Annotated in this window: 12 protein-coding genes and 2 tRNA genes; 9 read left to right on the forward strand and 5 right to left on the reverse strand. The window is 40.9% G+C overall.

Features of this window, described 5'->3' with window-relative positions:
• The first annotated feature begins 104 nt into the window (after positions 1-104).
• A tRNA-Pro gene (locus LVQ96_05020) sits at positions 105-177 on the forward strand.
• 213 nt (positions 178-390) lie between these two features.
• On the opposite strand, the gene LVQ96_05025 is transcribed toward LVQ96_05020, so the two are convergent.
• Both LVQ96_05025 and LVQ96_05030 read right to left on the reverse strand, forming a co-directional pair.
• A tRNA-Leu gene (locus tag LVQ96_05025) sits at positions 391-475 on the reverse strand.
• A 128-nt stretch (positions 476-603) separates the two neighbouring features.
• Positions 604-1,548, reverse strand: a complete 945-nt coding sequence (locus LVQ96_05030; GenBank protein ID MCW6170515.1) for an endonuclease V — start codon at positions 1,546-1,548, stop codon at positions 604-606.
• 158 nt (positions 1,549-1,706) lie between these two features.
• Here LVQ96_05030 and LVQ96_05035 point away from each other — a divergent pair, with 158 nt between their 5' ends.
• The 3 genes from LVQ96_05035 (at position 1,707) to LVQ96_05045 (ending at position 5,565) form a co-directional block, all read left to right on the forward strand.
• Positions 1,707-4,715, forward strand: a complete 3,009-nt coding sequence (locus tag LVQ96_05035; protein ID MCW6170516.1) for an MMPL family transporter — start codon at positions 1,707-1,709, stop codon at positions 4,713-4,715.
• A gap of 251 nt (positions 4,716-4,966) precedes the next feature.
• Positions 4,967-5,269, forward strand: coding sequence for an NfeD family protein (locus LVQ96_05040; GenBank protein ID MCW6170517.1), 303 nt, complete (start codon positions 4,967-4,969; stop codon positions 5,267-5,269).
• Between the two features lie 68 nt (positions 5,270-5,337).
• A complete protein-coding gene (locus LVQ96_05045) occupies positions 5,338-5,565 on the forward strand; it encodes a hypothetical protein (GenBank protein MCW6170518.1) in 228 nt (75 codons plus the stop codon).
• A gap of 20 nt (positions 5,566-5,585) precedes the next feature.
• Here the strand turns inward: LVQ96_05045 and LVQ96_05050 are convergent, their stop codons facing one another.
• Positions 5,586-5,915: a hypothetical protein gene (locus LVQ96_05050; GenBank protein MCW6170519.1), complete on the reverse strand. Its 330-nt coding sequence runs from the start codon at positions 5,913-5,915 to the stop codon at positions 5,586-5,588.
• A 329-nt stretch (positions 5,916-6,244) separates the two neighbouring features.
• Here LVQ96_05050 and LVQ96_05055 point away from each other — a divergent pair, with 329 nt between their 5' ends.
• Positions 6,245-6,913 (forward strand): phosphoglycolate phosphatase, encoded by a 669-nt coding sequence (locus LVQ96_05055; GenBank protein ID MCW6170520.1) that lies wholly within the window; start codon positions 6,245-6,247, stop codon positions 6,911-6,913.
• On the opposite strand, the gene LVQ96_05060 is transcribed toward LVQ96_05055, so the two are convergent.
• Positions 6,893-8,158 carry a dihydroorotase gene (locus LVQ96_05060; GenBank protein MCW6170521.1) on the reverse strand — a complete coding sequence of 422 codons (1,266 nt, stop codon included), beginning with the start codon at positions 8,156-8,158 and terminating at the stop codon, positions 6,893-6,895. The two genes, LVQ96_05055 and LVQ96_05060, sit on opposite strands and share 21 nt — an antisense overlap.
• Before the next feature lie 118 nt (positions 8,159-8,276).
• Here LVQ96_05060 and LVQ96_05065 point away from each other — a divergent pair, with 118 nt between their 5' ends.
• Positions 8,277-8,426, forward strand: a complete 150-nt coding sequence (locus tag LVQ96_05065) for a hypothetical protein (protein ID MCW6170522.1) — start codon at positions 8,277-8,279, stop codon at positions 8,424-8,426.
• Here LVQ96_05065 and LVQ96_05070 read toward each other — a convergent pair.
• Positions 8,423-9,052, reverse strand: coding sequence for a 7-carboxy-7-deazaguanine synthase QueE (locus tag LVQ96_05070; protein MCW6170523.1), 630 nt, complete (start codon positions 9,050-9,052; stop codon positions 8,423-8,425). The genes LVQ96_05065 and LVQ96_05070 overlap by 4 nt on opposite strands.
• A gap of 235 nt (positions 9,053-9,287) precedes the next feature.
• Here LVQ96_05070 and LVQ96_05075 point away from each other — a divergent pair, with 235 nt between their 5' ends.
• Genes LVQ96_05075 through LVQ96_05085 form a run of 3 tightly spaced genes read left to right on the forward strand, consistent with a single transcriptional unit; the run spans position 9,288 to position 12,515 of the window.
• Entirely contained in the window at positions 9,288-10,385 is a 1,098-nt protein-coding gene (locus LVQ96_05075; GenBank protein MCW6170524.1) for a Xaa-Pro peptidase family protein, read from the forward strand.
• Positions 10,386-10,395: 10 nt separating this feature from the next.
• Positions 10,396-11,439, forward strand: coding sequence for a hypothetical protein (locus tag LVQ96_05080; protein MCW6170525.1), 1,044 nt, complete (start codon positions 10,396-10,398; stop codon positions 11,437-11,439).
• 53 nt (positions 11,440-11,492) lie between these two features.
• The gene (locus LVQ96_05085) at positions 11,493-12,515 is read left to right on the forward strand and encodes an S-methyl-5-thioribose-1-phosphate isomerase (protein MCW6170526.1); all 1,023 of its coding nucleotides are present in this window, start codon (positions 11,493-11,495) and stop codon (positions 12,513-12,515) included.
• Positions 12,516-12,525: the final 10 nt, after the last annotated feature.

Below are 12,525 nucleotides of genomic sequence, written 5' to 3' on the forward strand. Positions count from 1 at the left end.
ATATATTTAAAAGGTTTCGAAATCACAGTGCTTTGAGTTCGGCAAATGCAGAATATACGATCAGACCAACTTAATTATAAGTCCTATCAATTTACCTTTCAGAAGGGTCTGTGGGGTAGCCTGGTATCCTTCCAGCTTCGGGAGTTGGAAACTCCGGTCCAAATCCGGACAGACCCACTGATATTTTTGTACGCGCCAATAAATCCAGACTAGTATTAACATCTTAAGCAAAGTGTAAAACTATCAATGACCTTACATGATAATATTGGGAAACTAGGCCCGAACGTTTTTTTAGAAACGTTACCAAAACCGAGTGAAACAAGCATTTTTATCTACAGCAATATGAACTGGAGAATTGTTTTCTCTGAACTCTTCGTAAAAATATATTTATGCGGAGGGCCGGATTCGAACCGGCGGACCCCTACGGGAATGGACCCTGAATCCATCGCCTTTAACCTAGCTCGACAACCTCCGCTTCATACTGGGAATGTTTTTTGCTTACATATTACTTTTGAGTCAAAATCGATCAGAGAAATACGTTATGATCAGGAAACAAAGTAACATCGGACATTTCTAAAGTGCACATTATTTGGAAACGGCATCTTATAGATTCGTCTGTGCGAGGGCATCCGAAAATGAACGTCGGAGTTCAACAGTCTTATTGTGTGCGATCTTCAGAATCTCTGGATACTTATCTGACCCGATCTTTCTGACCAGTTTGATCGAAGAATCAAGACTGATCCTATGCCCTGCACTAACAATGGTTTTTTTGTTGATGATATAACCAGCTCTATTGTTTTCGTTCATAATCCAATTCCCACTAACTTTCCCGGTCAGTATAGATTTTGATACACCTATTGTAGGTACATCAAGAATTAGGCCTGCAAAACTAGCAAGGCCTATTTTTCTCGGATGGAGATAACCACTCGCGTCTACCAAAAGCGTCCCTTTGTATCCTTTGCATAATTTAGAGATAAATCTGAATTCCCGATATGCTAGATAACTCGGAATATATGGAAATCTTACTGGAAGGACGATAGTTGCTATGTCTATATCGTCCCCGTCCTGAGACACGAATGCCGCATACCCATTAAAATCATCATACGAGACATCTATTGCGCCAATAAGATCGAAGTTGAAATCGTCTTCGAGAACTACGTAATTCGATAATAGATTTTGTTCCTCTTGCATTTTTTTTAGCGGATAGATAGTGTTGAAATGACCAAAGAAGTAATCTTTGAAGTTATCAATCGCTCCATTTTTAATAGATATACCATCAGCATTTAATCTTCTAATTTTCTCTTCTGTACCGAGTGGGTGAGTGTATTTCCAGACCTCGCCTGTGGATTTTACGACACGATAACAGGGGATAGTGTCTGGATTTTCGTTTATGGATAGCATGTATCCACACGCTCTTGCAGAAACAGGATCTCCTAGTGCTTTTGCTAGAGAACCATACGTAGAAACTTTTCCTCTCGGGATCTGAGAAACAAGACCATAAAAATAAGAATACAAGTCATAGTCCTCAAAATCTGTTCTAAATAGCATGCATTTAATTGAATACCGCCTCGAATAAATAAATTGCTAAAAATTCAGGCATTCTTTTTGAAAAGGCATCGTCGCGAAATGACGATTTCAGGAATATATAGTATAAATTTGTCTATATATTAGAATGTTTAATAACAGAGATTGTCATTTCCGTTTTAATGTTTGAGAATTCCTTTCAGAAGCTTGCTAGGATATCCTCAAAGCATTCTATCAAAGTTTTAATTATTTGGTTAATACTACTCTTTGTTCTCCTCCCTTTTGCATCATTACTATTTAGCCAGACCTCATATAACCTTGCCTCGAGTGTCGTTCCTCCGAATTCTATGGCTACTAGGGCGAACAACCTACAATCGGAGTATTTTCCGTCAAATTCTACTAATTCATCCGCAATGGCGATCGTTACAACGGGTACATCTGTAACCTCTAACGGAACTATGGGGAATTTCAACAAAGCTGAAGCGGGAGTAGTTAGCTATTTGCAAGGGCAAGGGATTAAATCTAACTTTACTTCAATAGTATCGATAGAAAATTCTAGCCTTATTGGAGGGGCCAAATTAGGTCTTGGCCTTGTCAATGGAACTTATCCTTTGATCCAGTCTGTTTCTCAGATGAATGCCACGGTAAATATGACAATAGGAGTTGAATTTGGTCTCCCAGCCATTTATTTAGATACTTATAATTCTACGTCTTATAATAGAAATGATGCATTCAATAAAATGCTGGCTAATTCGACCACGCCATTGACTAAAAATTTTACATTATCTTTTGCTCAGGAGCTAAATACCACAAGTGTAAACATAACAAACATTAGCAATGCGATCAATTATACTGTAAGGAATCAGTCATCTAATTTTTCAAAGCTTATTTCAAAGAATCAAAATCTCCAATACTTCTTCACTTCTGTGGTAAGTGCTATAAATTTCGGCAATTATTTAAGCGCTGAAAACGCTAAACATCTCCCATCACTCGTCAAGGAGGTTTCAATACCGATAATTAAACAAGCATTACCAAGCAAAGCGACAAAGTTCATCGTAAATGATTTGAATATTTCAGTAAGTTCGTTCATAGGAAATGTACTGAATCTTACTTCATTTAACCCGCACTTTTTCCAAAATTTAACCGCGCTTTTGGTAGCTCATGGCGTTAATTCCTATTTTTATAGAAGCCCGTTTGTTTCAACTGGAAGTAACAGCGGCCTTCAAACGTTCATAAAAGACCTAAATAACACCAAGAATATTGGTCTTGTAACTTCGAGAATATTATTGAATGATAGTTTCTCAAACTACCCTATCTTACCAGCAAGAAACGTGTATAACCAGTTTATCGGCACTGATAACAGTACAGTTATATTCTTGTTAGATGTAAGTGTGAATCTAAGCGTCAGCCAGATTAGCAAGGTCCATTCAATTTTCTTAAGTTACCTTGATCCTTCTAATGTTAAAGTGTACGTTGCCGGTGCAGCTGCGTTGGATAACCAGATAGGATCAGAAACACTAGGCGGGATGGAAAGGGCTCTGATCATTGGAATAGCGCTATCGATAGTTGTTGTTGGAATATTCTTCAGATCTGTGACCGCTGCGTTTTTACCTCTGACTGTCTTTGGATTTTCAGCTGCTATTTCTTTGGCGATAAATGGTCTGCTTTACAAATACGTGCTGCATGCAACGGTATCATTCGTTACTCCTACGTTGCTTCTTATCCTGCTTCTGGGACTTTCGAGTGATTACAGCGTATACATAATGGCAAGGTATAGGAGAGAAATGCGACATGGAAATCCTGATCCCGTTTCTGAGACCGGAAAGTGGGCAGGACATGCTGTATTTACCTCAGGATTTACAGTTGCTATTTCTTACGTAGTGTTGTATCTCTCTCATGTACCGATAATGAGTGATGCCGGGATCACAAATGCAATAGGCGTTGTCGTTGCAATACTTGTTGCTAACACCTTGCTTATTGCTATAATAAGCCACTTTCAAAAGAGAGTCTTTGGCATCAGAAAGGAGGACAGCACTAAAACAGAAAGAAATGTTATGGCTGGCATCGCTCACACTGTAGTTAAGAACAAAGGAAAAATTGTTGTTGTATTCCTCATCCTTTCTTTGGTTGGTGGGTATTTCTATTTTACAACCCCAACGAACATGAATGTTTTTTCCTTGATCCCAAGCAGTAGCGGTGTCCAGGCTATTGATGCTGTAAACAGCAGTTTTAATGGGGATTTTTTTGATAGAGGATTTATAGTGATAGAATTTCCTTCACCAGTTTACAGCAAAGAAACTGGATTCAATACGACGGAAATAAACCAGGTAACTGCAATTGAAAATAAGATAATCGAAACTAAGGGCATTAGTGAAGTTTTCGGGCCCACTATGCCATTCGGGACTTATGTCCCTTATAATTATTCGGGCATTCCGAGCAGATACGTGGACGATTACCTTAATCAATCTCTTACTTTTGTAGGCACTGATTCTAGATACATAATGCTGGACTTTCAGCTCAGTAATTTGGCCTGGCTGAGCTCATCGTCATCAGTTGTTTCTTCTCTACCAGGTGTAATAAACAGTGCAGGTGGCAATGTTGTATCAACAGATATCGGAGGGCTTACCCAAGGCCTGAACGATGCATTCAGTTATACCTCCAGCAGTTTTGACAAGATGGTCCCGATACTGTGCATAGCTATATTCGCTATTCTACTACTCCAGCTTGGTTCTGTTTTTACACCGATACGTTTGATACTCATGGTGCTTGCCTCCGTTGTTATCTCGCTCGTTATAGCATATGCGATAGACATTTTTGCCCTCTCCTACCCTATAATAATATTTCTCCCCTTGTTTACTGTTGTGACTTTATTGGCAGTTGGATTAGATTACGATATTTTCATGGTTGCGCGAGTAAGGGAAGAGGTAATAAAAGGAAGAAGTGATACTGAGGGTATAAGAACAAGTATAACAGAGAACGGAGGTGTAATAACTACCCTTGGAATTCTTCTCTTTGTTACCTTTGGATCGCTCGTATTCAGTGATGTTGGCATAATTACTGAAATGGGGATCGGGCTCGCTCTTGGAGTTCTTGTGGACACATTTGTAAGCTGGCCATTTTTTGTCCCCGCTATCATGCTCTATCTTGAAAAATATAACTGGTGGCCTTCTAAACTTTCAAAGAGAAATTAATTGAATCAGCTATTATTTTGCCAATTTGAAATAGAATCGATCCTTGGAATTAGTTACTCATTTACAGATTATTCCAAAACTGCATAAAATAAGAAATTGATTTTGATATCTTTGGATGGAACCCTTTTTCCGAAAGCTTTAACTGTACACGGTTATTTTTATTAACAATATTTTCCTTACTGGGATATATGTATGCCAATATTTCACACATATTTTCAGTTTACATTGTACTGAAAGGAACAGAAGTTACAGTGTATAGTATACTATTAATAATTATTGGGTTCCTAGTTGGAGCGTGGATAACTCGGTTACTTCTAAGGTACCCATTTGGTAGGCATCCAGTTACAGGAAAAGAAACATTAATTGGAATGAGAGGCGTAGTGGTAAGATCCACGGACGATCTAATGGAAGTGAAACTAAACAATAAACAGATATGGAGAGCCATGTCTGCTGATGGTCACAAAATATCCACAGGAACTGACGTGATGGTGAAGAACGTTGATAACCTTACAGTTGTAATTGAAGAAGCTGCATCCTCAGGCTCGACTGATTAGTTTTTTCGTGTAATTGGGTCAGTGACCAAAAAACTATATATTAACGTAAAATGCATGGTCGAAAACCGATGAAAACTTATCTTAAAGTGACGTTTTCCAGTGAGGGTGCGAAACCCAGTGAGGTTATAAATAGGCTGAGATCTCTTGGATTTAAGCCTGTGATGGGCGAGCAGGATCTGATATATGAATGGGGCAACAGCGCTACTATTGAAGATTCCATATGGTTCGCCGACAAGATTCAAGCCACCCTTGAAGGATTCAGAGTAATGTTTCAGATAGAGACCATGCTGGATTAAGTCAACAGGAGTGATACTTCCTACTTCTCCCTATAAGGTATTCTTCTTATATCGCCACATTTTGAGCATGTTACGGTGAGAATCCCGTTTTTCAGCCTGATTTTATCATCAACAGTATAAGGCATTTTACATCTTTTGCAATAGGATCTTTTGACAAACTTTGGCAGCGTTACATCTATTCGCCTGCCTATGGATTCTGCAATTATATTGTATCTCCTGGCCAGGAGTGGATCATTAAGCTTTCTCTTTTCCATTAGCCCATTAAGAACGGCTATCCTGTTTAACGCGACTTTATCGATATTCCTGTTCTTTCGCATATCTAATTGAATTACGCCATCCGATTTAAGCACAAAAAGTCATGGTGTGCTTGATTTCAATTTTGGAAGGCGTACACAACATGCTTGTTAATCGACCTTTACGCTAAAAATTCAGGATTATAGTAAGTATAATTCTATAAATCTATTGTTCGACGCCAATCTGAGTGAAATCTGTTCGCAGGCGAAATAGGAAACTTAAGGAACTGCCTATGTCCAGCCGAAAAACAATGAACCGAGAAGGGATCTTGTCTCAAAGAGCGAGGGGTGTTACGAATGAATACCAGTCGCATGTATCCACTGCCAACATTTGGGACTATCTGCCCTGCAAATGGTTAATAAATTTAGGGCTATTATGAAAGATCATGATCAAGCTTGTGATCCTGGATGTTGATGGCACAATAACTGATCAGAACAGGCTGATATCTACCAAAGCCATAGAAGCTATAAGAACGGCTGAGCAAAATGGTGTTGTCGTTTCTCTGATCAGCGGCAACGTGATTCCGGTGATGTATGCGTTGAAAATATTTCTAGGCATTAACGGTCCGGTGTTTGCTGAAAATGGCGGAGTGGAATTTAATACCGACATTACACCATTCTTCACGATGGATGAGCCAAAGCGATTCTACAGGAAGCTCCTTGAACTGAACCTCTGTGAAGGCATCCTTACCAATACCTGGAGATACTGTTCTGTTGGTTATTTCCCAAAAGAGGAAAAGGTAGAGGAAATATATGAATTGTCAAAGGATTATAATGTTGAGCTCACCGACAGCAGCTTTTCATGGCACATTCTAAATAAAGGACAGAACAAGGGATATGCTATCAGGAAATTGATTGAAAAGTTCTCCATGTCTCCAGATAATATACTGGCTTGTGGGGATTCTCTCAACGATATGCCTATGTTTTCTTTACCAGTTAAAAAAGCAGTGCCGAAAAATGCCAAACAAGAGTTAAAATCTCTGGCGGACTATATATCCGCAAAGGATCATGGAGATAGTATTGCGGACATACTTTCACGGATTGACAGTTTTTAAATCCTTGACATTCAAACCGATGTGATCCTCTATCAATTCGTGGTCTTCAATTAAAAGCTGACCACGCATTATAACATTCTTGGGAAAGATTGCCTCAAAATCGTTGAATGGAGAAGTCTTAGTTTTTGAGTGCAATCGACTTTCGTCAATACGTCTGGTTTCGCCTAGATCGAAGTTCAGGAAATCTGCATAATATCCTACAGCAATTTTCCCTTTCTTCAGATCCATCACGTTTGCAGGATTCAATATCGCGGTGCGAACAAGAGTGTTTATGTCCAAAATTTTCTTGCTGAATAAAGCGAGCAAGATCGGTATTCTTGTCTCAACCCCTATGATCCCAGAAGCTGCATGGTTAAATTCTTCTTTTTCCGCCTGCGTATGCGGTGCATGATCTGAAGAGATTATGTCAAATTTGCCGGCAAGATAAAGCTCGAAAAGCCCATTCATCACACTGCGGGATCTGAGTGGCGGGTTAACCTTACCCCACGAACCGAGTGACAATTCGTCGTTCAGGAATATATGGTGAGGAGTCACCTCTTTCATAACAGAAGAGGCAGCGATGGAGACAGACTTCGTAGAGCTAAGGTGTGCGGCTATTTTTTTCTTTACCTTGAACTTGTTTATATATTCTATCGCCAAATTTTCACATTCTTCAGGTCTTGCAAGGTTGTGTTCCCGCAGAGTTCCGACATAACTAGGTCGGTACCGATCAAGGCATTCCTGACTTTCCGCATGAAAGATCACTGGCTTGTTGTAAGAATCCAATTTCTCAATCTGCTTATCATCGATCTTTGAGAGCCCAACAGTGTTCGTGCTTCCTCCCAGATAAATCTTTATCCCGCTGCTCCTCGGATCTATCAATTCCGCATTATTTCCGACGAACATCGAGTAAAGGCCAAAGTCGCAGAAAGCCTTGGATCTAACCTGGGAGAACTTATCCTCGAAACTTACGCGGTCGGTTATAGGTATACGGTTATTGGGCATGTCAAAAACCGTCGTGTTGCCTCCGAATAATGCAGCAGTTGTTCCAGTTCTAAAGTCTTCTTTTTCTGTTTCGCCAGGGTCGCGAAAATGAACGTGAATATCAGTTCCAGCTGGCAATATCGGACCTTCAATACGGATTCTCCTTTCACCTTGCAGGTTCTTTCCAATACTATCTATTATACCGTCAGAAACACCAATTTCGAGTTCTCTGAAGCGCCCATCAACGAAAAAATTACCAGAAAAAACCAACTCCGAAGCCATGTATGATGATTAAAGATACGGTTTTAATCTTTGTTTTCTGAGACGGTTAGACGGCAGTTCTCAGGTAATGGAAATATTGCTGATTATGTATAAGAATTATTAAAATCAAGGTTTGACAATGAATTCTGCGGAGACGGACCATGCACTATCGTTAACAATGAGTAATCATGACGACCTTGGCCATGCGAATAAAGGGGCAAACAGCAAGGAAAATTATGGAGAGCTACTGGTTATTTTCTTGCTGTCAGGTCAAATCACCCTGACTTAGACCCCTCTTTTCTCCCCCCACAGGAGCTTGTGCAGTTGCGGAAGTACACGGACATCCATTTTTAAGTCAAGAACTTTCTCGACCAGCCATTTCATATCGGTTCCCCAGGCAGGTTGGAGAATTTTTTCGCATGGAAGATTATGCGCACTTATGAATTTTCTAGCGAATTCAAAATCCGTATCATCTGCTATGACAAACTTGGCATAATCGGTGTCTCTAAGATAACTGAGATTATTTGTAAATAATCGTCTTTCTTCTCCAGATGATGGTGTCTTTATGTCCATGTCGATCACGACGCTCCTCGAAAAGGTATATGGAAGTATGCTCAGGGATCCGCTTGTCTCTAGGAGAAGGTTCTTTCCACGGTCGATTACACCACGCACAAAAGTTGGGGCGTCTCGCTGTACCAATGGTTCACCACCCGTGAAACAGATCCATTTTTCTGGTGCCTGGGAAACCAGGTTAAGAAGAGTTTTCATGTCGGCTTCTTTACCACCTGAAAATGTATACGTGGAATCACACCACCTGCATCTCAAGTTACATCCGTTTGTGCGTACAAAGAACATCGGGACACCTATCATAATCCCTTCTCCCTGTATGCTGTGAAACGTTTCGGTTATTAACAACCCGTTAGCATTGAATTGTAGGATATATCTTTATTGCGTTCCAAAGATCAGAAGTATTGAGTCGATGATATCGTTTCTGTGTGTCGCTTTCTGTTCCAAATATTTATTCAAGATCCAATCGTTGTACAATTCCAATCTTCCAACAGATGCGCTATGATTGGCTTTTTCTCTTTCAACAATCCAGGATACTATTCGAGCTCGGAAATGTTAAATTGAGGTAAGCAATAGTCATAGCATGGAACACAAACTTCTTGAGCAGAGGCTAAAGAAAATATTCGAGTATGCAAAAGACGTGGACGCCCTCCTTATTATGCAGGGTGATGAAAATTCCGTTGACAAAACTTTTTTCTATATAACTGACCCTGATGGCGGAATATTTGAATCTTCTGCCCTCATAGTGAAACCTGATAACGTAAAGATCCTTACGAGCCAGCTTGAGGAAGAAATCGCAAGGAGAACAGGCATGGACGTTATCGTAACTAAAGGGATGGCAGATCTGAAAAAACAGATCATAGAGAACCTTAAGGGGCTTAACACAATCGGCCTAAATTATACCTCCCTGACACTGGAGCAGTACAGGGATCTTCTGCGTATTGTGCCCGATAAGGAATTTGTAAATATTTCAAGTTCTATAGAAGAGTCGAGGCGCCTGAAAGATCCAGAGGAACTAAACAGAATCAGGGAAGCAGCAAAGATTGCCAGTGAAGCAATTCAGAACGTGATTCCCAAGATAAGAGAAGGCATGACGGAAACAGAACTCGCCTCGGAGATGGTCTACCAAATGATGCGCCTGGGAGCGAGCGAACCTTCATTCAGCACAATTGTTGCATTTGGCAAAAATGCTTCCATGCCTCATTACACTCCAGGAGATGCAAAGTTAAAGAGAGGAGACTTTGTTCTTATCGACTACGGCGCAATATACAAGAGATACTGCTCGGACGTTACCAGAACAATGGTTTTCGGCAAGGCCTCAGAAGAACAAAAGGAGGTATACGATACGGTTCTTGCTGCCCAGAAAGCAGGCTTTTCAAAGATAAGAGAAAATGTGAATGGGAAAGATGTCGATCTTGCAGCCAGAAACGTCATAGATGGATCCAAGTACAAGGGGAGATTCATTCATTCCCTTGGGCATGGCGTTGGCATGGATGTTCATGACCATCCGGCATTCTCACCAAATTTCGATATTCCAATAAAGGAAAATATGGTTGTCACTGTCGAACCGGGAATATATATCCCTGATTTTGGCGGTGTGAGGATAGAGGATGATGTCATTGTCAAGAAGGATGGCTGTGAGATAATAAGCACTGCTCCAAGAGATCTTATCGAATTATGAAGAAGGCGCAATGATCGATCAGTCAATATTTGACACAAATAAAGAAAGCATAACGCTTCTGCTTGGATCAAACGATGAGCGGATGTACACCATACGTAAAAATGCCTATAGGCTTATATTGGGGTCCCTCACAGATGATGAGGACCACGGAATAAGGGACCCGGATGATCTCTCGTGTCTGCCACTTTCTTTGTGGATTTTGAAATACATAAATGAGAGTATACTGACCTCCAGAACAATAAATTTCGTGAGAGATTTTATTGAACGGTATGTAAATTCAGGGAAGGTTTCTGATGAGGATGTAGAGTTCGTTTCCAGGGTATTTTCCCTGACTGTTGATTACGACCTGGAAGATGGGCATTTTCTTATTCCTGTGGGGCAGCTCATTTCCAACGTTGCAAGACTCAGCGGCTATAACCACCGGTTGATATATCAGAACCTTGATCGTGGGCTTGTCATATGCCGCAGACCTCTAGTTGCCAAGGTAATTAGAGAGGCTTTTGTAAAACATGCTTTCAGTGCGTACGATTCCATAGATCCGGACGCGACAGCCGAAGTTCTTGCTCCCATTTATGAGGAAGTAGACGAAATAATAAACAAGTTGAAGTCCTCGGGAATAAAGGTGAACGTTGATCTCGGATCAGTTGATTTTTCAATGTTCCCTCCGTGCATAAAAGAGTATATTAGCGAGATGCGTGAGGGAATAAATCTCCCCCATCTTGCACGTTTTACTCTCGTCAGCTTTTTGCACAAGATTGGGATGGATAATCCTTCCATGGTTGAACTGTTCAAAACCGCCCCAGACTTCAACGAAAGGCTGACAACGTATCAAATCAACCACATTACCGGTCAGATATCAAGTACGGAGTATTCACCGCCAAAATGCTCTGTCCTTCTATCCAATCACCTGTGTTACAAGGACAATGATCCGATATGCAACAAAGAATGGCTGAAACACCCGTTACAATATTATACATTCAAGAAGAAAATTAGTGCAAAGCCTGTCATGAAAACTAAAAGTGCAAGGAAAACGAGTAAAAAATTTAATCATTAATATAAATAAGAAAAAAACGGAATAAATTTATTGCCTTCACGGATAGGTGTTTTATGAAAATAAACGTCGACGGAAATGACAGAAGATTCAAGGCCGTATGGTTTGAGAATAATGATGTACGGCTGATTGACCAGAGAAAACTTCCTGAGGAACTTGAGATTATTAACGCCAAGGACAGTGACGAGGTTGCAACGATAATCAGGGACATGGCGGTAAGAGGTGCTCCAGCCATAGGGATCACTGCGGCTTACGGCCTGGCCATGGCCAAGATCAAGGGAGAAGACATGGAGAAGGCCGTTAAGAAAATTGGCGGAACCAGGCCAACAGCCTATGATCTTTTCAAGGCCATCGAATATATGAGATCCAATAATTTCGAATTGAGCGCCGCAACGCGTTATGCCAATGAGATCAGCGGAAGATGTAAAAAGATAGGTGAATATGGAAACCAGCTGATTTCTGATGGTTCCAAGATACTTACACACTGTAACGCCGGCGCTCTTGCTGTTGTGGACTGGGGAACGGCTCTTGCACCAATGAGGGTGGCTCACGACGAAGGGAAGAGTATCTTTGTTTTTGTGGATGAAACGAGGCCGAGGCTTCAGGGAGCAAGGCTGACAGCGTGGGAGCTCCTCCAGGAGGGTATTGATCATGCGATAATATCGGACAATGCAGCTGGTTTTTACATGAAGAGGGGAGAAGTCGATCTCGCCATAGTTGGCGCTGACAGAATCGCTTCAAACGGAGATTTTGCGAACAAGATAGGGACTTACGAAAAAGCTGTAGTTGCAAAAGCCAATAACGTACCGTTTTATGTTGCAGCCCCCGGAAGCACATTCGATTTCTCGATAAAAACAGGAGATGAAATCCCGATTGAGGAAAGATCCGAGGACGAGGTCCTGACTATCAATGGAAAAAATATCGGCCCGAAAGGAAGCGCGGCAAAGAATCCGGCATTTGACGTGACTCCACATGAGTACGTAACAGCATTCATCACTGAGTATGGTATTTTCAGGCCGGAAGAACTGCACAGGATGCAAAACCTTATTGAAAAGGATCTCTTTATGCGGAGTACATAGAGAAAAATGG

The sequence above is a fragment of the Thermoplasmatales archaeon genome, assembly GCA_026127925.1.
In the GTDB taxonomy this organism is placed as follows: domain Archaea; phylum Thermoplasmatota; class Thermoplasmata; order Thermoplasmatales; family Thermoplasmataceae; genus JAKAYB01.